At 70.8% G+C, this 21,547-nt stretch carries 18 protein-coding genes; 8 read left to right on the forward strand and 10 right to left on the reverse strand.

Annotated features, from left to right (window positions below):
- Nucleotides 1-12: 12 nt before the first annotated feature.
- Together KY469_08325 and KY469_08330 are read right to left on the reverse strand one after the other, a co-directional pair.
- Nucleotides 13-2,037: a fumarate reductase/succinate dehydrogenase flavoprotein subunit gene (locus KY469_08325; protein ID MBW3663090.1), complete on the reverse strand. Its 2,025-nt coding sequence runs from the start codon at nt 2,035-2,037 to the stop codon at nt 13-15.
- Between the two features lie 11 nt (nt 2,038-2,048).
- The gene (locus KY469_08330) at nt 2,049-2,819 is read right to left on the reverse strand and encodes a succinate dehydrogenase cytochrome b subunit (protein ID MBW3663091.1); all 771 of its coding nucleotides are present in this window, start codon (nt 2,817-2,819) and stop codon (nt 2,049-2,051) included.
- Nucleotides 2,820-2,990: 171 nt separating this feature from the next.
- Here KY469_08330 and KY469_08335 point away from each other — a divergent pair, with 171 nt between their 5' ends.
- Entirely contained in the window at nt 2,991-4,229 is a 1,239-nt protein-coding gene (locus KY469_08335; protein MBW3663092.1) for a glutamate dehydrogenase, read from the forward strand.
- Here KY469_08335 and trpS read toward each other — a convergent pair.
- Nucleotides 4,220-5,215: a tryptophan--tRNA ligase gene (trpS, locus tag KY469_08340; GenBank protein MBW3663093.1), complete on the reverse strand. Its 996-nt coding sequence runs from the start codon at nt 5,213-5,215 to the stop codon at nt 4,220-4,222. The genes KY469_08335 and trpS overlap by 10 nt on opposite strands.
- An 87-nt stretch (nt 5,216-5,302) precedes the next feature.
- On the opposite strand from trpS, the gene KY469_08345 reads away from it, so the two are divergent.
- Nucleotides 5,303-5,863, forward strand: a complete 561-nt coding sequence (locus KY469_08345) for a GNAT family N-acetyltransferase (GenBank protein ID MBW3663094.1) — start codon at nt 5,303-5,305, stop codon at nt 5,861-5,863.
- 62 nt (nt 5,864-5,925) lie between these two features.
- Here KY469_08345 and KY469_08350 read toward each other — a convergent pair whose 3' ends face one another.
- The 4 genes from KY469_08350 to folD all read right to left on the reverse strand — a co-directional run bounded on the left by KY469_08350 (nt 5,926) and on the right by folD (nt 10,640).
- Complete coding sequence (locus KY469_08350) at nt 5,926-7,740, reverse strand: DUF2071 domain-containing protein (protein ID MBW3663095.1); 1,815 nt, start codon at nt 7,738-7,740, stop codon at nt 5,926-5,928.
- A 22-nt stretch (nt 7,741-7,762) separates the two neighbouring features.
- Nucleotides 7,763-8,752, reverse strand: a complete 990-nt coding sequence (locus KY469_08355) for a malate dehydrogenase (GenBank protein ID MBW3663096.1) — start codon at nt 8,750-8,752, stop codon at nt 7,763-7,765.
- Nucleotides 8,753-9,224: 472 nt separating this feature from the next.
- Entirely contained in the window at nt 9,225-9,704 is a 480-nt protein-coding gene (locus KY469_08360) for a hypothetical protein (GenBank protein ID MBW3663097.1), read from the reverse strand.
- Between the two features lie 63 nt (nt 9,705-9,767).
- Nucleotides 9,768-10,640 (reverse strand): bifunctional methylenetetrahydrofolate dehydrogenase/methenyltetrahydrofolate cyclohydrolase FolD, encoded by an 873-nt coding sequence (gene folD / locus KY469_08365; protein MBW3663098.1) that lies wholly within the window; start codon nt 10,638-10,640, stop codon nt 9,768-9,770.
- A 159-nt stretch (nt 10,641-10,799) separates the two neighbouring features.
- On the opposite strand from folD, the gene KY469_08370 reads away from it, so the two are divergent.
- Entirely contained in the window at nt 10,800-11,210 is a 411-nt protein-coding gene (locus KY469_08370; protein MBW3663099.1) for an HIT family protein, read from the forward strand.
- 291 nt (nt 11,211-11,501) lie between these two features.
- On the opposite strand, the gene KY469_08375 is transcribed toward KY469_08370, so the two are convergent.
- The 3 genes from KY469_08375 to purN all read right to left on the reverse strand — a co-directional run bounded on the left by KY469_08375 (nt 11,502) and on the right by purN (nt 14,014).
- Nucleotides 11,502-11,714, reverse strand: coding sequence for a hypothetical protein (locus KY469_08375; protein ID MBW3663100.1), 213 nt, complete (start codon nt 11,712-11,714; stop codon nt 11,502-11,504).
- Nucleotides 11,715-11,861: 147 nt separating this feature from the next.
- Nucleotides 11,862-13,400, reverse strand: a complete 1,539-nt coding sequence (gene purH / locus KY469_08380) for a bifunctional phosphoribosylaminoimidazolecarboxamide formyltransferase/IMP cyclohydrolase (protein MBW3663101.1) — start codon at nt 13,398-13,400, stop codon at nt 11,862-11,864.
- Nucleotides 13,397-14,014 carry a phosphoribosylglycinamide formyltransferase gene (gene purN, locus KY469_08385; GenBank protein MBW3663102.1) on the reverse strand — a complete coding sequence of 206 codons (618 nt, stop codon included), beginning with the start codon at nt 14,012-14,014 and terminating at the stop codon, nt 13,397-13,399. Before purN ends, purH begins: the two co-directional genes overlap by 4 nt.
- Nucleotides 14,015-14,141: 127 nt before the next feature.
- Here purN and KY469_08390 point away from each other — a divergent pair, with 127 nt between their 5' ends.
- The 5 genes from KY469_08390 (at nt 14,142) to KY469_08410 (ending at nt 21,477) form a co-directional block, all read left to right on the forward strand.
- Nucleotides 14,142-16,448: a cell wall-binding repeat-containing protein gene (locus KY469_08390; GenBank protein ID MBW3663103.1), complete on the forward strand. Its 2,307-nt coding sequence runs from the start codon at nt 14,142-14,144 to the stop codon at nt 16,446-16,448.
- A gap of 7 nt (nt 16,449-16,455) precedes the next feature.
- Nucleotides 16,456-16,983, forward strand: a complete 528-nt coding sequence (locus KY469_08395) for a hypothetical protein (GenBank protein ID MBW3663104.1) — start codon at nt 16,456-16,458, stop codon at nt 16,981-16,983.
- A gap of 395 nt (nt 16,984-17,378) precedes the next feature.
- Nucleotides 17,379-17,849: a DoxX family protein gene (locus KY469_08400; GenBank protein MBW3663105.1), complete on the forward strand. Its 471-nt coding sequence runs from the start codon at nt 17,379-17,381 to the stop codon at nt 17,847-17,849.
- A gap of 47 nt (nt 17,850-17,896) precedes the next feature.
- Nucleotides 17,897-19,876, forward strand: a complete 1,980-nt coding sequence (locus KY469_08405; GenBank protein ID MBW3663106.1) for a hydantoinase/oxoprolinase family protein — start codon at nt 17,897-17,899, stop codon at nt 19,874-19,876.
- Nucleotides 19,876-21,477 (forward strand): hydantoinase B/oxoprolinase family protein, encoded by a 1,602-nt coding sequence (locus KY469_08410; protein ID MBW3663107.1) that lies wholly within the window; start codon nt 19,876-19,878, stop codon nt 21,475-21,477. Before KY469_08405 ends, KY469_08410 begins: the two co-directional genes overlap by 1 nt.
- Nucleotides 21,478-21,547: the final 70 nt, after the last annotated feature.

Consider the following 21,547-nt stretch of genomic DNA (forward strand, 5'->3'; position numbering starts at 1 on the left):
CGTCGACTCCGGTCACTTGTAGCTGCGGGTCTTGAGCTCGACGTTGTCGAACGTGAGTTGCTCACGGTGGAGCGTGGCGGGCTCACCCTCGCCCTGGAACTCCCACGCCGCGACGTAGGCGAAGCCCTCGTCGTCACGCATCGCCTCGCCCTCTTCGGTCTGGTGTTCCTCACGGAAGTGACCACCGCAGGACTCCTCGCGGTGGAGCGCGTCCTGGCACATCAGCTCGGCGAGCTCGAAGAAATCGGCCACACGCCCCGCCTTCTCGAGCGACTGGTTGAGGGTGTCGCCGGTGCCGAGGATGCGCACGTCCTTGTAGTACTCCTCACGCAAGGCCGGGATCTCGCTCAGCGCCTTCTCGAGGCTGGCCTGGCTGCGTGACATGCCGCAGTTGTCCCAGACGATCTTGCCCAGTTCGCGGTGGAACCAGTCGACCGAGCGCGTCCCGCGGATGTTGAGCAGCATGCTGACCTGGTCGCGCACGCCCCGCTCGGCGTGGCGGAACGCGGGGTGTTCGGTCGCTGGTGGCTTGGAACCGAGGTGATCGGCGAGGTAGTCGCCGATCGTGTACGGCAGGACGAAGTAGCCGTCCGCCAGGCCCTGCATGAGCGCGGAGGCGCCGAGCCGGTTGGCGCCGTGGTCGCTGAAGTTCGCCTCCCCGATGCAGTACAGCCCGGGGATGGTCGTCATCAGGTTGTAGTCCACCCAGGTGCCGCCCATCGTGTAGTGCGGTGCGGGGTAGATGCGCATCGGGACCTTGTAGGGGTTCTCGCCCGTGATGCGCTCGTACATGTCGAACAGGTTGCCGTAACGGTCCTCGATGACGTCCGCCCCGAGGCGGTCCACGGCGTGCCTGAAGTCGAGGTAGACGCCGTTCTCGAGCGGTCCCACACCCTGGCCGGAGTCGACCATCCGCTTCGCGGCGCGCGACGCCACGTCGCGGGGAACGAGGTTGCCGAACGCGGGGTACATGCGCTCGAGGTAGTAGTCGCGGTCACCCTCGGGGATCTCGTCCGGTGCGCGCTTGTCCGCCGGATCCTCCGGTACCCAGATGCGGCCGTCGTTGCGCAGCGACTCCGACATCAGGGTGAGCTTGGACTGGAACTCCTCGGACTGCGGGATCGCGGTAGGGTGGATCTGGGTGTAGCAGGCGTTGGCGAAGAACGCCCCCTTCTTGTAGGCGCGCCAAGCGGCCGTCACGTTGCACGCCACCGCGTTGGTGGACAGGTAGAAGACGTTGGAGTAGCCGCCGGTCGCGAGCACGACCGCGTGGGCGCTGTGCGAGCTGACCTCGCCGGTGAGCAGGTCACGGACGACGACGCCACGGGCGTGACCGTCGACGAGCACGACGTCGAGCATCTCGGCGCGGGTGTGGAGCTTGACCGTCCCCAGGTGCACCTGTCGCATGAGCGCCTGGTAGGCACCGAGGAGCAGCTGCTGCCCGGTCTGGCCGCGCGCGTAGAAGGTGCGACTGACCTGCACACCGCCGAAGCTGCGGTTGTCCAGCAGCCCCCCGTACTCGCGTGCGAACGGCACACCCTGGGCGGCTGCCTGGTCGATGATGTTCACCGAGACCTCGGCGAGGCGGTAGACGTTGGCCTCGCGCGAGCGGTAGTCGCCACCCTTGATCGTGTCGTAGAACAGCCGGTGGATCGAGTCGCCGTCGCCCTTGTAGTTCTTCGCGGCGTTGATGCCTCCCTGGGCGGCGATGGAGTGGGCACGGCGGGGCGAGTCGTGGAAGGTGAACACCTCGACGTCGTAGCCGAGCTCGCCGAGCGTCGCGGCGGCGGAACCGCCCGCGAGCCCGGTGCCGATGACGATGATCTTGAACTTGCGCTTGTTGTTGGGCGCGACCAGCCGGAGATCGTCCTTGTACTGCGTCCACAGGGTCGCCAGGTCACCGCCCGGGATGCGGCTGTCGAGCGCGGGTGAGCTCGGGTTGGAACGCTGCTCGGCCACCTCGGCCTGCTCGCGGGCACTGGTCGCCTTGGCGCGTGCCTTGCGGACGGGGCTCGTCGTCTTCTTCTTCTCGGCCATCGGGGGCTCCGTCAGTCGATGATGCCGGCGAGCGCCGCGATCGGGACGGCGATGAAGCCGCCGATCACGACGACGGTGAACCCGATCGCGAGTGCCTTGCGGAGGTGGTTGAAGCGGCGGTTGTTGATGCCCAGGCTCTGGAACATGCTCCAGATGCCGTGGTAGAGGTGCACGCCGAGCAGGACGTTGGCGACGATGTAGGTGAGCGAGACCGGCCACTGCTCGAAGCTCGCCACCAGGTTGCGGTAGACCTCGCCGCGCTGGAACCCGGGGTTGGCGACGCCCCAGGTGAAGTCGGCGAGGTGGTAGATGATGAACGCGAACACGATGACGCCGGTCCACCTCATCGTCCGTGCGGCGAAGTTCGCGGCCAGGTAGTCGCGCTTGGACTGGTAGCGCTCGGGGCGCGCGGCCATGTTGATCCGGGTCAGGCCGTACGCGGAGTGGATGTGCAGGACGACGGCGACGATGAGGACGATGCGCGTCCCCCACAGTGCCCACGTGTGCGGCAGGATCGGGTAGAGCAGGCTCTCGCGCAGCCAGTGGCCGTACTCGTCCAGTGCCGTCGGGCCGAAGAACGCCTTCAGGTTGCCGATCATGTGGGCGAAGATGTAGCCCAGTCCGATGATGCCGGTGATGGCCATCACGTACTTCTTGCCCACCGCGGTGGAGTACAGCTCGAGCAGCCACGGCTTGCGTCGGCGGGTCACCGGCGTGGGCGCGATGCGTTCCGGTTCCGGCCGCTCCTCGATGTCGGAGGGCGCTGGCGTCTGCGTGGACATCAGGAGTGCTCCCTGGGATCCGCGGCGACCCGGCTCGCAGCGTCCGGGAACGCGACCCTAGCAGCGGCGTCTCCCCGTTCCTCCGTCCCGCACAGCCGCGCACACCGCCGGAGCGGGTGCTTGGATGCGCCCCGAGCGAGCGAGGATCAGACGGTGGAGCTGCGCGATGATCTGTCGCCCTTCGAGGCGGTCAACTACTTCTTCCTCAAGGCCGCCGACATCGACGACCTCAGCGACGCGGCGATCGCGGTGCTGTCCGGCACCTACCGCGAGCTGCGGGTCCAGGTGCCCGTCCGCCGCGACGACGGCGGCCTCGACGTCTATATCGGCTACCGCGTGCAGCACAACGGGGCGCGAGGCCCCTACAAGGGGGGCATCCGCTACCACCCCGCGGCCGATCTCGACGAGGTCCGCGCGCTCGCGTCGCTGATGACGTGGAAGACCGCGCTCGTGAACATCCCGTTCGGAGGCGCCAAGGGCGGCATCCAGGTCGACCCCTCCGACATGTCGAAGGCGGAGCTGGAGCGGATGTCGCGGCGCTACTTCGGCCAGATCGGCCACATCATCGGCCCCAACCGCGACATCCCCGCCCCGGACATGAACACCAACGCCCAGATCATGTCGTGGTTCATGGACGAGTACGGGAGCCGTCACGGGCACACCACCCAGATCGTCACCGGCAAGCCGATCGCGCTGGGGGGCTCGTTGGGGCGCGAGGCCGCGACAGGGCGGGGGTGCGTCGATGTGATGAACGAGGCGTGTCGCGACGCCGGCCTGCCGCCACCGGAGGAGCTGTCGGTCGTGATCCAGGGCTTCGGCAACGTCGGATCGTGGGCTGCCCGCATCGCCGCCGAGCAGGGCTACAAGGTGATCGCGGTGTCGGACGTCAAGGGCGGCATCGTCGACGAGCGCGGCTTGGACCTGCCCGCGCTCCTCGAGTACGTCGACGAGTCCGGCACCGTCGTGGACTTCCCGGGCTCCGAGACCATCACCAACGATCAGCTACTGGCGCTGAAGTGCGACGTGCTGATGCCGGCCGCGCTCGGAGAGGTCATCACGCACCGCAACGTCGACCAGATCGACACGCGGATCGTCATCGAGGCAGCCAACCACCCGGTGACCCCCGTCGCCGACGCGGCGCTGTTCGAGCGGGGTGTGGTGGTCGTCCCCGACATCCTCGCGAACGCGGGCGGGGTGACGGTCAGCTACTTCGAGTGGGTCCAGAACAACCAGGAGATCGCCTGGGACGAGGCGGATGTGAACTCGCGCCTCGCCGCGCGCTTGCAGACGGCCTACAGCCAGTGCCGCGGGTTCCAGGGCGACAACGGCGACATCTCGCTGCGCGAGGCGGCGTTCGCGCTCGCGGTCAAGCGCGTCGTCGAGGCCGCCACCCTCCGCGGCTACCTGTAGCCGGGGAGGAAGCCGACGGCGTCCTTGGCCCTGGCGAGCGTGACCGAGGCGACCGCGGCCGCCTTGTCGGCACCCTTGGCGAGCAACTCCGACACCGCCCCGGGGTCGGCCGCGAGCTCGTGGTAGCGCTCCTGGACCGGCCGGACGAACTCGACGACGGCCTCGGCGACATCGGCCTTGAACGTGCCGTACATCTGGCCGGCGTAGCGAGCCTCGATGGTGTCGATCTCGTCACCGGTCACGGCGGCGAGCAACTCGATCAGGTTGGTGATCCCGGCCTTGGTCTCGCGGTCGGCCGCGACCTCGGTCCCGCTGTCGGTGACGGCCGACTTGATCTTCTTGGCGATGCGGTCGGGGTCGTCGAGGAGCAGCACCGTGCCCTTCGGTGAGTCGATCGACTTGCTCATCTTGCTGGTCGGCGACTGCAGGTCCATGACCCTCGCCGCGACGGGCGGGTGGGTCGCCTCCGGCAGGTTGAAGGTCTCGCCGAAGCGATGGTTGAAGCGCTGTGCGATGTCGCGGGTCAGTTCGACGTGCTGTCGCTGGTCCTCGCCGACCGGGACCTCATCGGCCTGGTAGAGCAGGATGTCGGCGGCCTGCAGGACGGGGTAGTCGAACAGGCCGACGCTGACGTGCTCGCCCTTGTCGGCGGACTTCTCCTTCCACTGCACCATGCGGTTTAGCTCACCCATCGAAGCCACGCAGTTCAGGATCCAGGCCAGCTCGCTGTGCTCGTGGACGTGGCTCTGGACGAACAGGGTCGAGCGGTCGGGATCGATACCGGCGGCGAAGAGGGTGGTCGCGAGCTCCAAGGTGCGCTGCCGCAGCTCGGCCGGAACCTGCGGGAGCGTGATGGCGTGCAGGTCGACGATGCAGAAGTAGCCGTCGACCCGGTCCTGCTCATCGGCCCAACGCCGGATCGCCCCGAGGTAGTTGCCGAGGTGCACCTCGCCAGATGGCTGGATGCCGGACAGCACACGGGTCACGACGCGTTCTCCTGCAGTAGGGACGTTCGGTGCGCCTGGCCGCCGAGGCTACCGTCGAGCGCCCCCGACACTTCACCGAGACGACCCGTGACGATCCCGCCCGTACCGGACCCCGGCGAGCTCACCGACGGGGTGGTCGTCGTCCGTCGTTACCGCGACGACGACGTCGCCTCTGCCGTCGAGGCGATCCGCGACGCCGACATCGCACGCTGGACACGGGTCCCGCTGGAACCCTCCGAGGGATCGTTCCGCGACGAGTTCCTGGCACGCCACGACGACTGGTTCGAACAGGGCATCGAGGCGCCCCTGGCGGTCGTGGAGGTCAGGACCGGTGAGCTGGTCGGATCCAACGGGTTCGTGCAGTTCGGGTGGGACCGCGGCTTCGGCGAGATCGGCTACTGGGGCGCAGCTTCACACCGAGGCCGCGGGTACGTCGTACGGGCGTGCCGGCTGGTGGCGACGTGGGGCTTCGAGGTGCTCGGGTTGGTCCGCGTCGAGCTACGCATCCACCCCGACAACGCCCCGTCGCACCGCGTGGCCGCGGCGCTCGGGGCGACCCGCGAGGGCGTCCTGCGCAACGGGGCGCGTGACCGCTCCGGCGCCCCGTTCGACACCGTCGTCTACTCCCTCATCCCCTCTGACCTCTGATCGATGTGGTTGACGCGGCATGCCGTGTCAACCACACATCGCTGTGGCGGGTTGCGGGTTGGTCAGCGCCAGCGCGCGCGCCCCGCCCGGTAGTCGGTCGGGGCGAGGAAGGCGGCACCGACGACCTCGGCTCCTAGCCGCTGCAGGAATGGGATGCGTGCGTGGAGCAGCCGAGCCGGCGTGACGACCGTCGCATCGTCCTCGAAGCGGACCTGCGCGAGCTGACCGGCACGGTCGAGGATCGCGCGCCCCGTCCCCAGATCCGCCGTGGGTGGGACGGCGTCGGCATCGGCGACGAGGTCCACCTCAACGGACCCCGCAGCGCCCCGCACGCTCCAGCGATCGGCGGTGCTGGCGAGCTCGAGCTCGACCCGGGACAGCTCGAAGCCGGTCGTCCAGTGCACGCACGCGGCGGTGAGCGTCGACTCGGACCAGCCGCGTAGGAACGCGACGGCAGGCTCGCCGTCGCGGTCGAGGATCGGGACGCGGAGGCTGACGATCGGGGTCGTCGGCAGACCGAGCGCGCGGGGGACGAAGGCGAACCGAGCCGCTCCGATGCGGGCTCCGATGACGACGACGTGTGCCCGCCCATCGACCAGCTGGGGTCGCGTTCCCGGCGGGAGGAGCGGGGCCAACGCGCTCGGATCGAGCGCGAGGTCGATCGCGGCGACGTCGGTGGCGCGGGCGGTCATCGGGGCGGGGTGGACGGGCACCAGCGCACGGGCCGCCTGCCGCACCGACGCCTCGAGTGCCGGCTGCAGCCGCCGGGAGACGGCGAGCTGCCAGCCGAGGCCCAACGCGAAGAGCGTGAACGCCAGGACGCTCAGGGCGACGGTGGGCGCCACCGCGCTCGGGGCGAGTGGCAGCAGCACCGCGTTGACGAGCACGAGCCCGAACGCGATCCGGCCGATGACGCGCAGCAGCGGGTGCAACGCACGTCCCGCAGCTCCGACGAGTGCCACTCCGAGGACGCCGTAGAGCGTGTTCGCCACGGGCCCAGACAGTGCCAGCGCGAGCCGCTCCAGGCTCACGAACAGCATCTCGCTCGCCGGGGCGGTGATGGGGGCGGCTGCCGGGAGGGCGGCCGCGAACAGCGCGGTGGCCAGGAGGTCAGCCGCGATGGCGACCGCGGCGACGGTGACCGCGAGGGTGCGCCACGCTGGTCCGGCACGCTCGATGAGCAGGACGAGGACGGCGAGCAGACCGAGGCTGGCCAACCCCCACAGCGCCCAACCCACGGTCCAGGATGCCCCGGCGTCGACGATCGCCGCGCCCCGTTCGGCGACGGACCCACCACCGGGTGCCCCGGCAGCCAGCGTGAGTCCGCCTACGGTGGCGGCGACGACGGTGACGAGTGCCGCCAACCAGGCGATGTGCGCGGGCCAGCCGGCGTAGCGCACGAGTCGGCCGAAGGCCGTGGCCGCGTCCGGGTGCCGCACCGACGCCCACCCCACCAGGCCCAGGACACCCCCAGCGACCGCCGCTGACGGCAGCACCCACACGAGCTCGTCGAGCAGCAGCTCGGGGATGCCACGGCCGACGTTCACGTGGATGGGCGCCAGGACGTCCGGGAAGAGGCTGACACCCATGAAGGCGATGATCGTCGCGATAAGGCCGGTGACCGCCCCGGAGGTGACGGGGCGGAGGCGTCGGCCGCGCGCCACGGCGCCGGAGGCGGTGCGCCGCGCCAGCGGAAGCAGCGCCGGACCGACGGTCGCGGTCGCGATGCCACCGAGTGCCGCGACGAGACCGACCCCACTCCAGCGCAGGTCGGTGGCATCGGGGGCCGCGGCAGCCCCCACGAGGAGCGCCAGACACATCCCGACCGTTCCAGCCGCGAGCCACCACAAGCTCGAACGGACGCGAGTTCCGGTCACGACGCCTCCGTGGTGATCCAGGTCAGTCGAGCAGGTCGGCGATGACCTCGCGTTCCTCGATCAGCTCCTGCGCGCTCGTGTCGATCATGCCGCGCGCGTAGTCGCTGAGCTCGAGGTCTGCGACGATCCGGTGGTTCCCGGCCCCGTCGGTGCGGACCGGGAAGCTGCTGATGATGCCCTCGGGGACACCGTACGAGCCGTCGCTGGGGACCGCCATCGAGACCCAACCGTCCTCGGGCGTCGGCTTCACCCCGAGCCAGTCGTGGACGTGGTCGATAAGCGCGTTGGCGGCCGAAGCCGCGGACGACTGACCGCGGGCATCGATGATCGCCTTCCCTCGTTGTTGCACGATCGTGAGGAACTCCCCCTCGAGCCAGTCGCGGTCGACCACATCGGCGGCGGGCTTGCCTCCGATGAGGGCGTGTTCGAAGTCGGGGAACATCGTCGGGCTGTGGTTGCCCCAGATCGCGAGCCTGGTCACGTCCGTGACGGGCACGCCCGCCCGGGTGGCGAGCTGGCTCTTCGCCCGGTTCTCGTCGAGCCGGGTCATGGCCGTGAAGCGCTCGTGAGGCACGCCCGAGGCGTTGGCCATCGCGATCAGCGCGTTGGTGTTGGCCGGATTGCCGACGACCACGATGCGCACGTCATCTGCGGCGACCTCACCGATAGCGGCACCCTGTCCGGTGAAGATCGGGCCGTTCTCCTTGATGAGGTCCGCGCGTTCCTGGCCGGGTCCGCGTGGCTTCGCGCCGACGAGGCACGCGATGTTCGCGTCCCGGAACCCGACCTTGGGGTCGTCGGTCAGCACCATGTCCGCGAGCAACGGGAAGGCGCAGTCCTCGAGTTCCATCGCCACACCGCGGAGGGCGTCCATCGCGGGAGGGATCTCGAGCAACTGCAGGATCACCGGGGTGTCGGGCCCGAGCATGGCTCCCGACGCGATGCGAGGCAGCAGCGCGTACCCGATCTGTCCGGCAGGTCCGGTCACGGCGATGCGCACGGGGTTCGCCATCAGCAGGCTCCAGCGCGAGGTCGAGGACGGCACGACCGAGCGTACCTTTGGCGACGCCGCATCCGCGTCGTCGATCCACGCGATCGCGGTCCACCCGCGGCCGAGAGCGCGGTCTCGGCCGCTGCGTCGCAGGGGGTCAGTGGCGTTCTCTCCCATCTGGCGACGCCGCATCCGGGGCGTCGCAGAAGGAAAGGAAGGAGCCGGCGGCCCGGGAGATGCGAGAGGGTGCTCGGCCGCACGGAGTGCGGTCCCGGGCCGCCGGCCGAGCTGCCCCGACTCCGGGGGATCGGGCTGCGGTAGCCGTGGGGGGCGTTCCGCGGGGCAGCTCTGCCGTCGCTGGTGGGGGGATCAGCGAGCAGCGTGGTCCAGGCAACCCCTGATGTCGCGGATGCGCAAGACGCCCGACCTGGCCGTTTGGCAGGGCGTCACCACCGGCGAAGGTCCCGAACCGGCGCTCGTGCGGTCCCGCGGCTCACGCGGCGCCGTCCACGATCTGACGATCACCGAGTTCGCGGTCGAGCTCGACCTGGACCGCCTTGTACTCCGCCAGGGCGATGCAGGCGGTCTCCGGGCCGGCCTTCGACCCGATGAAGAGCGTGATGACCACCTGGTCCGCACCTTCCTCGACCTCGACCCGGTCGAGGACCGAACACGGCTCGACGCCTGCGTAGTAGAAGACCGTCGCGCTGCGATCAGAGACCTCGACGTGGTCGTAGGTACTGGGCCGAGCGTCGGTCGTGCCACCCTCGGGCTTCACCAGGCGCGCGGCCATGCCGTTGGTGTCGGTCACGGTCTCGCCGTTCCCCGTCGGCGGTGCATCGCGGTCCGTGGGCGCTGGCACCGCGGTCGGGGCGGGGGTGGGCTCATCGACGACATCGTTGGCGACGTCGCCTCCACACGAGGCCAACGCGATGGCGGCAACGGCGAGCACGGCAGCGAGCTTGCGGGTCACGGTTGGTTCCTCGGTCGGTTGCGGCTCGAGGTCTGACGCCGGCGCGCCCCGGTCGGTTCCAGCTCAGAGCCGCGGCAGGCCGTGGCGGACCCGTGCGGCCTCGAGGGCGTTCTGCAGCAGCATGGTCACGGTCATGGGTCCCACTCCGCCCGGTACCGGCGTGATGGCGCCGGCGACCTCCTTCGTGGACTCGAAGTCGACGTCGCCGACCAGCTTGCCGTCCTCGTCCCGGTTGGTGCCCACGTCGATCACTACCGACCCCGGCCGGACCATGTCCGCGGTGACCAGGCCACGGCGCCCCGCCGCGACCACGAGGACGTCGGCACGTCGGCACACCGCGGCGAGGTCGCGGGTCCGCGAGTGAGCCACGGTGACCGTGGCGTCGATCCCCTTCAGGCTGAGGAGGTTGCTGAGCGGCCGACCGACGAGGTTGGATCGTCCGACGATGACGACCTCGGCACCCGAGACGTCGATATCGTGGGCCTCGAGGATCTCGAGGACCCCGTAGGGCGTCGCGGCTCGGAACGTGGGGTCGCCCACCGCGAGGCGACCTGCGGTGTAGGGGTTGAGCGCGTCGACGTCCTTCGAGGGCGCGATCAGCTCCTGGACAGGCTGGGGATCGAGACCCTCGGGGAGCGGGAGCTGCACGAGGATCCCGTCGATGGTGTCATCCTCGTTGAGGTCGCGGATGAGCGCCTCGAGGTGATCCTGGCCGGTGTCGGCGGGGAGCTTGTGCTGGCGCGAGTACATCCCCGCCGCCTCGCACGCCTTGTGCTTCATGTTGACGTAGACCTCGGACGCCGGGTCCTCGCCGACGAGCACCGCCGCCAGTCCGGGGATGATCCCGTGCTCGGACCGGAGCTTGGCGACGTCCTCGGCGATGCGCCCCCGCACCTGCTGCGCGAGCGCTTTGCCGTCCAGGATGCGTGCGGTCACTCGACTCCCTCGCTCGTCGGCGGCTCGGTTCAGCTTAGGTTGTGCACCCGACCCGTCCTCAAGTAGCCCGGAGGGCGGTAGGACAACCTGACCCGTCCTCAAGTAGCCCGGAGGGCGGTAGGACAACCCGGACCGTCCGAGCGTGCCGGAGGTGGCTGCGTGCCGTGTGTGTTCTGCGACATCGTCGCGGGCGAGTCCCCCGCCCACGTCGTCCTCGACGACGACACGACCGTGGCGTTCCTCGACATCCGCCCGCTGTTCCACGGCCACACGCTGGTGGTGCCGCGCGAGCACGTGGTGACGCTGCCCGAGCTCGACGGAAACCTCGTGGGCCCCTTCTTCGAGCGTGTCCAGCGACTGTCGATCGCGGTGAAGGAGGGCTGCGGGGCGCAGGGCACGCTCATCGCGATCAACAACACGGTCAGCCAGTCGGTGGCGCACCTCCACGCGCACGTGGTCCCACGCACGAAGGGCGACGGGCTCCGCGGGTTCTTCTGGCCGCGTCACCCCTACGACGGCCCCGAGCACGCCGAGGAGGTCGCGGGGCGCATCCGTGCCGCCCTCCCCTGACCCCGATCCCGGTAACCACCGGATGCGGTGGTTACCGCGCACGAGCGCGCCGCGTCAGGCCTTCGAGCCTCTGGAACCCGCGGTGGTTCCACCGGATACGGTGGTTGTTGTCCGCGCCGAGAGGGCGGGGGCGTGAGAACGGGGGATGAGGTTGCGGCGGAGTGCAGTCCGTGTCGCCGCCATCTGCCTCGCCGCGGTGGTCGGGCGGCGTGTAGTGCCAACTCCGACTCCACGCCCCGCATCCTCGCGATGTCCGACCTCGAGCAGCGGCTCCTGGACGCGGAGGAGCTGCTATCGGACGATCGCTTCCTGAGCGATATCCTCGTCGCGACCGATCCCGAGGAACTCGACCGCGTCGCGATCGCCCTCGGCTTCTCGGACGGACCGCGCATCGACACGGATGACGTGATCGCGGTTGGCTTCGGTCTCGTCAACCCGCAGTTCTGTCCGCCCATCTTCCAGGAGGTCGTGCGTGACGGTGACACGATCGCGTTCCGGTTCCACGACCAGAACTGCGGTCCAGATACGCCGCTGACGTACGGCTACCTCGCCGTCGCCGGTGTCGTCGACGCCCGCCCCGCCTCGGTGCGAACTTGGATACTTGGGGGCACGAGAACGACCCCGAGTATCCGAGTTCGCGATGCCAGCGGGTCAGTGGCGGAAGTGGCGGCGCCCCGTCATCACCATGACCAGTCCGTGCTCGTCGGCGGCGGCGACGACCTCGTCGTCTCGCACGGAACCGCCCGGCTGCACGATGGCGCGGACACCCGCGGCGGCCGCCGCGTCGGGGCCGTCGCGGAAGGGGAAGAACGCGTCGGAGGCGAGCACCGCCCCGTCGCAGCGACCGTCGGACTTCTTCACCGCGAGCTCGACTGAGTCGACACGACTCATCTGTCCCGCCCCGACTCCCACGATCTGCCGGTCGCGGGTCAGGACGATGGCGTTGGATTTGACGTGCTTGGCGACGATCCACCCGAATCGGAGCTCGGCCATCAGGTCGTCGTCCGGCTGCGCCGACGTGACGACCTTCCACTCGTCGAAGGGCTCGTCCCCGACGTCGCTGTGCTGGACCAGCAGGCCGCCCGCGACGGATCGCAGGGACCACCCGAACTGGGGTCGGGGCGCATCCGGCATCTGCAGGATGCGCAGGTTCTTCTTCCCTCGCAGGGTCTCGAGCGCCCCATCGTCGTAGCCCGGCGCGATGACCACCTCGGTGAAGACGTCGATGATCCGCGAGGCGGTCTCGGCGTCGACGGGCCGGTTCGCCGCGACGATGCCACCGAACGCGGAGACGGGGTCGCCTTCGAGCGCCCGTGCGTACGCCGTCGGCAGGTCGTAGGCGATGGCGAGGCCGGCCGGGTTGGTGTGCTTGATGATCGCGACGCACGGCTCGTCGAAGTCGATCGCCATCCCCCAGGCGGCGTCGGTGTCGAGCCAGTTGTTGTACGACATCTCTTTGCCGTGCAGCTGCTCGGCAGCCAGCAGTCCCCCCCGGCCCCCTGGGCCGCCGTACAGCACCGCGGCCTGGTGGGGGTTCTCGCCGTACCGCAGCTCCTGCTCCAGCGGGAGCGCCATGCCAAGCTGGCTCGGCCACGGTTCCTCGCGCTGGAACCACGCCGCGACATCGGCGTCGTAGGCCGCCGTGTGCTTGAACGCCGTCGTCGCGAGCGTGACGCGAAGGTCGCGGGTTAGGCCCCCGTGCTCGCGCAGCTCGGCGACGATGATCTCGTAGTCGCCGGGGTCGACGACGACCCCGACGCCGGCGTGGTTCTTCGCGGCAGCGCGGATCATCGTCGGTCCCCCGATGTCGATCATCTCGACTATCTCGTCCTCGGACGCCCCGCTGTGCACGGTCTGGCGGAACGGGTAGAGGTTGACGACGACGAGATCGATCGGCGCGACGTCGAGCTCGTCGAGCTGCTCGAGGTGCTCCGCCTTGGCACGGTCGGCGAGGATGCCCGCATGCACCTTCGGGTGCAGCGTCTTGACCCGCCCGTCGAGGCCCTCGGGGAACCCGGTGAGATCAGCCACCTCGGTGACCGGTGTCCCCGAAGTGGCGATCAACGCGGCGGTCGACCCGGTCGAGACGATCTCGATGCCGAGCTCGTGCAGCGATCGGGCCAGATCCTCGACCCCGGACTTGTCGTACGTGCTCACCAGAGCACGACGGACCTCGACGACGTCACTCACGACGTGGACTCCTCGGTGATGTGAACATGGCGTCCCTCGACCCGGAGACGACCGTGGCACAGAAGCTTCACGCACCGGGGCAGCAGCTCGTGCTCGACCGCCTTCACCCGCTCGTGGAGCGACCCCTCGGTGTCGTCCTCGCGGATCTCGACCGCTCGCTGACCGATGATCGGCCCGTGGTCGACCTGTTCGTCGACGAGGTGGACCGTGCAGCCGGTCACCTTGACCCCGTAGTCCAGGGCGTCCCGGACCGCGTGGGCGCCCCGGAACGCCGGCAGCAGCGACGGGTGGGTGTTCACGACGCGGCCCGGCCAAGTCCCCAGGAACTCGCCCGAGACCAGCTTCATGAACCCGGCGAGGACGACCGCCTCGGGCTGGTGCTCCTGGAGTGCCGCGACGAGGGACTTCTCCCAGGTCGGACGGTCGGGGTGGTCGGCCAGATCGACGGCGACGGTGGCGATGCCGCGCTGACGTGCCCGTTCGAGGCCGTAGGCGTCGCGTTTGTCGCTGCCGACGACCACGACCTCGCCGCCGAAGTCGGGGTCGGCATCGATGGCGTCGAGCAGCGCCTGCAGGTTGGTGCCGGAACCCGAGATCAGGACGGCGAGCCGCACGCGTCCTCCTCGACATCGACCTGAGCCAGCGGTACGAGGAGGCTAGTCGAGGGGGTAGCGCGCGGAACGGCGGCCAGCGTGGCAACCTCACCCCTCCTCGACGCCGACCACAGCGGGGGATCACGACGTGAGGATCAGGTTCATCGGGGCTGCGACCGCCGCCATGCTCGTCGCCGGGGTGCCGCTGACGCTGCAGGGCGCGGGTCCGGGCACGGAGACGCTCGCAGCCGTCCCAGCCGCCGAGACGACCGCGTCGGCAGTCGCCGTGGAGTCCGCGACGACCCCCGCCGGAGATGAGCCGACCGCGGCTGCGGTCACGCCTGACCCGGTCGAGGTCCCCGGTCAGCCGCCCGCCTGCGTCACAACGGCCTCGCAGAAGCACGACATCGTGCGCCTGTCCGGGGACGACCGCTTCGCGACCGCAGCCTGTGCCTCGCAGCTCACTTACCCCGAGGGCGCCGCCACGGTCCTGCTCGCCCGGGGCGACGAGGCAGGCGGGTACGCCGACGCGCTCGCGGGGACGGTGCTCGCGCACGCCGAGTCCGCGCCGGTGCTGATGACCCGCCCCGACGAGCTGCCCTCGGCCACCCGGACCGAGCTCGAGAGGCTCGACCCCGAACGCGTGCTGGTGCTCGGCGGAACGAAGGCGGTGAGCAACGCGGTCGTGCGTCAGGTCGAGGGACTCGGCGTCACGGCCGAGCGTGTGGCCGGCGACGACCGCGCCGGCACTGCGGCGGCGATCGCGGACCGGGTCGGTGCGAGCGGCACCGCGTTCGTCGTCAACGGCTTCCGTCCTCCCGATGCGCTCGTCGCCGGCGCGGTCGCGGCCCGGGCTGGCGCCGCCCTGCTGCTGGTGGACGACGATCGCGTGCCCCCCAGCACGGCAGCTGCCCTGGAGGGCGTCGGCGAGGTGGTGATCATCGGTGGCTACGGCGTCGTCAGCGAGTCAGCGGAGGCGGCACTCGTCGGGCTCGTGCCGAAGGTCCGGCGCGTCTCGGGAGCCAGCCGCGACGAGACCGCCGCCTCGGTCGCGCGCACGTTCCCCGCGGACGCCACGCTCCACGTCGTGGCCGGAGCCGACCGCAGCCTCGTCGACGCGATCGCAGCCGGGTGGCTCGCTGCGCTCCCCGGCGGTGGGCCGGTGCTCTACGCCGAGCGGGACGCGCCCGGACACGGCAGCGACCGCTACCTGCGCCTCGGTGGGCTTGCCGACCGTCCTCCTGCGCGTCTCCTCGGAGGCACGAGCGTGCTGAGCGACGACCTCGTCGCGACCCTCGAGCAACGCTACGACGAGGCCACGGCGGGCGGCCCGCAGCCCGAGCTGCGAGCCTTCTGGGTCCACCTGTTCGACTCGGCGCTCAAGTCGCCAGCCGGGATCGATCGCGTGCTCGACGCGGCGACACGTGCGAACCTCAACACCGTGGTCGTGCAGGTCGTGCGACGTCACGACGCCTACTACGCCAGCGACGTGCTGCCCCGTACCTCCGACCCGGCGATGCCACGCGACCTCGACCTGCTGGGGCGCCTGATCCCGGCGGCCAAGGCGCGCGGGCTCGACGTCCACGCCTGGTTCGTGCTCGCGCCGGCCTACCACGGCGCCTACGACGAGGTGGGACTACCCCCCGGTCACGTCTACCGCGACCACGGCCCGGCCAGCTCCGACCCGTGGACCACCGTCTCCCACGACGGCAGGACCAGCGACTACCTCGACCTCGGGGTGCCCGCCGTACAGGACCACGTCGTCGCGATGATCACCGAGGTAGCGTCGCGCTACGACGTCGCCGCCATCCACCTCGACTACCTGCGCTACGACGGCACCGCGTGGGGCTACCACCCTGCCGTGCTGGCTCGCTTCCGCGACGCCACCGGCCGCAGCGACCGCCCCGCCACCACCGATGGCCAGTGGAGCGACTTCCGACGGGGCCTGATGAGCGAGCTCGCGCAACGCATCCACGATGCCGTCGACGCGATCGACCCGGACATCCGCATCAGCATGGCGGCGATCGCTCAGGGGCGTGGCCCAACGGAGCTCGGCGGCTTCGCCAGGACAAGGGCGTACGCCGAGAAGTTCCAGGACTGGCCGATGTGGCTGCAGCGCGGGTGGATCGACGACGTGATGCCGATGATCTACTTCCGCGAGAACCACTCCGACCACCGCGCCTGGCACCGGGACTGGATCGGCTTCGCGGATGGGTTGGTCGACGGGCCGGGAGAGGTCGCCTACGGTCACGCCGCGTACCTCAACAACGTGGCGGAGTCGATGGCCCAGCTCGAGGCAGGTCTCGCCGCGACCTCGGGAGCGGTGCTGTTCAGCTACCAGCAGGACACGTGCCAGCCGGCATCGGACGTCGTGTGCTCGTCGGTCGACCCGATCGGGTCGCTGCTCGGTCACCTCCGCGCCGGCCGCTTCGCCGCTCCCGCTCCGGCGCCGTAGACCGCCGATGCGAGGGGACCTCGCGATCCACGCACGGCTGCTGCTGCGGCCGCGGGGCATCATCGGGCTCGTGGGGACCACGGCAGCGGCGAGTGCCCTGGCAGCCACTTACCTGGCGTGGTACGAGGTCCGGGCCGATGTCGCCATGCTGGGCTCGAGCCAGGACACCGCGGTGGCATCGCTCGCCGGCTGGCAGGCGCACCCCTGGGGCTGGCTCGCCCCGGCCGTCTCGATCGTGGCGATCATCGCCGCGATCGGGGTCGCCATCGACCGCCCCGCACGCTCGGCAGGACGCATCCAGCTCGCGTGCGGCAGCGTCCTGGCCCTGATCGCGGCGCTCGGGGCGCTCGTGCTCCCGCCGGTCTCCCGCTTCGACGTGGCCGGGAGCCGGTTACGGGAGCTCGCCGGCCTCGCGGAGCGGCTGCCCAGCGACGTCGAGATGACGTTCACGACGACCACCGCCGCCGGGCTGTGGGTCATGCTCGCCGCAGCCGCGCTGCTCGTGGCCTCGGGGCTGGCTGAACGCCAGCTGTGATCAGCGCCTCGCGCGACGACCGTGGTCCTCGCATCCCCGAGGCGGGCACCGGTGACGGAAACGCGCGTGGACGCGTGTTGTGGTCAGGCCGGCAGCTCCGCTCGCGTCGCCCGTGACGGAAACGCGCGTGGACGCGCGTTGTGGTCAGGCCGGCAGCTCCGCTCCGCGTCGCCCGTGACGGAAACGCGCGTGGACGCGCGTTGTGGTCAGGCCGGCAGCTCCGCTCGCGTCGCCCGTGACGGAGACGCGCGTGGACGCGCGTTCCCGTCGGGGCGCGCCGGCGTCCTAGGGTTGGCGCCGCTGGCGACCCGATCGATGGGGAGGGATCGACCGTGGGGGACACCGACGCCGTCAACCTCGCGCTGCTCGTCCTGCGCCTGACGCTCGCCGTCGTGATGTTCGCGCACGGCTGGGCGCACCTCTTCAGCGGGGGACGCATCCCGGGCGTCGCCAAGTGGTTCGAGAGCCTCGGCATGCGGCCCGGCCGGCTCCACGCGTGGCTCGCGAGCCTCACCGAGGTCGGCGTGGCGCCACTCCTCGCGCTGGGGTTGCTGACGCCGGTCGCGATGGCAGCCACCGCGGGGCTGCTCATCGTCGCGTGGATCACCAACCACCGGGACGCGGGGTTCTTCGTCTACAACCGGCCCACCGAGGGCTACGAGTACGTGATGTCGCTGATCGCGATGACCTTCGTCGGAGCCGTGCTCGGTGCGGGCGAGTGGTCGCTGGACCGGGCGCTCGACCTCGGCGGGGACCTCAGCGGCTGGGTCGGCGCGGTGATCTTCCTCGTGGTCGGGGTCGGCGGGGCTGCCGGGCTGCTCCTGGTCTTCTGGCGCCCCCCGGAGCCGGAGGCAGCCGAGGACTAGCGCCGTCCCGCGGTTAGGGTCGTCGCGGCTCGAGGGAAGGCGGCGCCATACGGCTCGGTTGCGACGTCGGCGGCACCTTCACCGACCTCGTGCTGATCGATGGCGACGAGGTCCGCGTCGCCAAGGTGCCCTCCACGCCGGGGAACCAGTCGGAGGGCGTCCTCGCGGGCCTGGCGCGGCTCGACGTCGATGCCGCGGCCATCACGCGCTTCGCGCACGGCACGACCGCCGCCACCAACGCGGTGCTCGAACGGCGTCTCGCCCGGACGGTCCTCGTCACGACCCGAGGCTTCCGTGACCTGCTCGAGATCGGTCGGCAGGATCGCCCCGACCTCTACGACCTGACCGTCGACCGCCCCGCCCCGCTCGTCACCCGCGACCTCGTGGTCGAGGTGCAAGAACGGATCAGCGCCGACGGGACCGTGCTCGTCGCGCTCGATGACCCCGGAGCCGTCGCCGCGGCGGTCCGGGACCTGCGGCCGGAAGCGGTCGCGATCTGCCTGCTGTTCGCGTTCGTCGACGACCGCCACGAGCGCGCCATCGCGGATCTGCTCGACGACGTCCCGGTATCGCGCTCGAGCGACGTGCTGCCGGTCTTCCGCGAGTACGAACGCGCCTCGACCACCACGCTCAACGCCGCACTGGCACCCGAGATGCGCCGCTACCTCGGCAGCCTCGACGGCCGTCTCCACGACATCGGACTGTCGGTCCCGGTGGAGGTGATGCGCTCGGGTGGCGGCACGTTCACCGGCCAGGTCGGGGCGCGCTACCCGGTCCACACGCTGCTGTCGGGACCTGCAGCCGGGGCCTGGGGCGCAGCGGCGGTGGGACGCGCTACGGGGTTCGACGACGTCATCGCCTTCGACATGGGGGGCACCTCCACCGACGTCACCCTCGTGGAGGGCGGCGTGCCCGCGACCACGGCCGAGGGCACGATCGACGGACTGCCGTTCGCGGTCCGGACCACCGACATCCACACGGTCGGTGCCGGCGGCGGCAGCATCGCGTGGCGCGACGCGGGCGGGGCGCTACGGGTGGGCCCGCGCTCGGCCGGGGCCGATCCGGGGCCGGCTTGCTACGGCCGGGGCGGTACGGAGCCCACGGTCACGGATGCCAACGTCGTGCTGGGGCGTCTGCCGTCGGACGTGCTCCTCGGCGGTCACCTCGCGCTCGATCATCAGGCCGGCACGGATGCGGTCGGACGGCTGGCCGACGACGTGGGTCTCGGGCTCACGCAGACCGCTCTCGGGATCGTGCAGGTCGTCGAGGCGCACATGGTGAAGGCGCTGCGGGTCGTGTCGGTCGAGCGCGGCAAGGATCCGCGCGACTTCACGCTCGTCCCCTTCGGCGGAGCCGGGGCGCTGCACCAGGCGGCTCTCGCCCGGCAACTGGGCTGTCGTCGGGTGCTCGTGCCGCCGAACCCCGGCGTGTTGTCCGCTCTGGGTCTGCTCACCGCGCCGCTCACGGTCGACGCGGTGCGGACCCACCTCGTGGACGCCGCGAGCGTCGCGAGGTCCGAGATCGAGAAGATGTGGAGCGAGCTGGCCGACGAGTGCCAGCGGCTGCTGGCGGAACAGGGCGTGGCTGACCCCACCATCACGCGCACGGCGGACCTGCGGTACCGCGGACAGGCGTTCGAACTCGAGATCCCAGCTGAGGACGCCAGTCCCGATCACCTCTCCGCGTTGTTCCACGAGGCGCACCGCGAGCGCTACGGGTACGACCAACCCGGCGAGGAGGTCGAGATCGTCAACCTGCGCGCACGGGGCGAGGGCCCCCGCCCCGACGTCGTCCTGCCTCCTGTAGCGCCGGGGCGGGGCGCCGCGGAGGCTCGGACGGGGACGGTCCGTCTCTGGGAGGATGACGGTGCGGTGGATGCCGCGCGCTACCGACGCGACCGGCTCGGCGCGGGCGACGCCATCGAAGGTCCTGCCGTCGTCGAGGGGATCGATGCGACCGTGCTGATCGCACCGGGACAGGCCGCGACGGTGGACGACCTCGGCAGCCTGCTCATCGAGGAGCAGTGATGGACCCGCGCGGCGATCCTGACCTCGATGTGCGCGGTGTCGACCCCATCACGCTCGAGGTGACCAGGAACGCCCTGGTCGGCATCGCGGAGGAGGCCGGGGCAGCGCTGCGCCGCACGGCGTACTCACCCAACATCAAGGAGCGCATCGACTGCTCGACCGCGCTGTTCGATGCCGATGCGCAGCTGGTGGCTCAGGCCGAGCACATCCCGGTGCACCTGGGATCGATGCCCGCGTCGGTGGCTGCCGCGTTGGACGTGTTCGGCGCGCTGGCACCTGGCGACCAGGTGCTCGTGTCCGACCCGTACGCCGGTGGAACGCACCTACCGGACTGGACCCTGGTCGCACCGGTCCACCTCGACGGGGCGCTCGTCGGCTACGCCGCCAACCGCGCCCACCACGCCGACGTGGGCGGATCCGCCCCCGGCTCGATGCCCGCCGATGCGACCGAGATCTTCGCCGAGGGACTGCGCATCCCCCCGGTTCGGCTGTGGCGCGACGGCAGCGAGGATCCCGACCTCCTGCGCATGTTGATGCACAACACGCGTACGCCTCGCGAACGCATCGGTGATCTGCGGGCTCAGGCCGGCGCCAACCACCTCGCACAGCGGCGCCTGACGGAGCTGTGTGACCGGTTGGGAGCTGATCGCCTCGCGGAGGTGATGGCCGCGACGCAGGATCACGCCGAGCGAGCCGTGCGCGCCGCCATCCTCGGCATCCCCGATGGCCGCTACAGCTTCGAGGACTTCCTCGACGGCGACGGCTTCACGGACGAGCCGGTACCGATCCGGGTGAGCATCACGGTCGACTCCGACACGCTGCACATCGACTTCGCCGGCTCCGCCCCCCAGGTCGAGGGCAGCGTGAACGCCCCGTTCGCCGTGACGCTGTCGTGCTGCTACTTCGTCCTCCGCGCCGTGACCGACCCCACGATCCCCGCGAACGCCGGGGCGTACCGGCCGCTGGAGGTGGTCGCGCCAGCCGGTTGCGTCGTCAGCCCCGTGGCGCCCGCCGCGGTCGCGGCCGGCAACGTCGAGACGTCACAGCGCATCGTCGACGTGCTCCTCGGGGCGTTCGCGCAGGCGCTCCCCGACCGCGTCCCCGCGGCGTCCCAGGGAACGATGAACAACACCCTGATCGGCGGGATCGATCCGCAGACCGCGGAGCCCTTCAGCTACTACGAGACGCTCGCCGGTGGCCAGGGTGCACGCCCCGACGCGCCCGGGATGAACGGGGTGCACACCCACATGACCAACACCAAGAACACGCCGGTCGAGGCGTTCGAGCTCGCTTACCCGATGCGCGTGCTCGAGTACCGGCTCCGCGACGGCTCCGGTGGGGTCGGGGCGCACCGGGGCGGTGACGGGATCCGTCGGGTGCTCGAGGTGCTCGCCGACCGCGCCACCCTGTCGCTGCTGACCGAACGGCGCCGGCGCGGACCGTGGGGTCGCGAGGGTGGGCAGGATGGGGCGCCGGGTCGTAACGCGCTCATCCGCGACGGCGAGGAACGCGAGCTGCCGGGCAAGGTCACGCTGCGGCTGCAGCGGGGCGATCGGATCGTCGTCGAGACCCCCGGCGGCGGCGGCTTCGGGGCGCCGTAACAGGTGACCGGCGTCTGCGGTTGCGCCGAGGGTTCTTCAGAAACCCGCGTGCGGGCGGTGGTTTCCGCGA

The sequence above is a fragment of the Actinomycetota bacterium genome (genome assembly GCA_019347575.1).
Classification (GTDB): domain Bacteria; phylum Actinomycetota; class Nitriliruptoria; order Nitriliruptorales; family Nitriliruptoraceae; genus JAHWKY01.

Coding starts and splice junctions, on each gene's coding strand:
- KY469_08325 (MBW3663090.1), bottom strand. CDS start 2,037: ATGGCCGAGAAGAAGAAGACGACGAGCCCCGTCCGCAAGGCACGCGCC.
- KY469_08330 (MBW3663091.1), bottom strand. CDS start 2,819: ATGTCCACGCAGACGCCAGCGCCCTCCGACATCGAGGAGCGGCCGGAA.
- KY469_08355 (MBW3663096.1), bottom strand. CDS start 8,752: ATGGCGAACCCCGTGCGCATCGCCGTGACCGGACCTGCCGGACAGATC.
- KY469_08395 (MBW3663104.1), top strand. CDS start 16,456: ATGCGAGGGGACCTCGCGATCCACGCACGGCTGCTGCTGCGGCCGCGG.
- KY469_08400 (MBW3663105.1), top strand. CDS start 17,379: ATGTTCGCGCACGGCTGGGCGCACCTCTTCAGCGGGGGACGCATCCCG.
- KY469_08410 (MBW3663107.1), top strand. CDS start 19,876: ATGGACCCGCGCGGCGATCCTGACCTCGATGTGCGCGGTGTCGACCCC.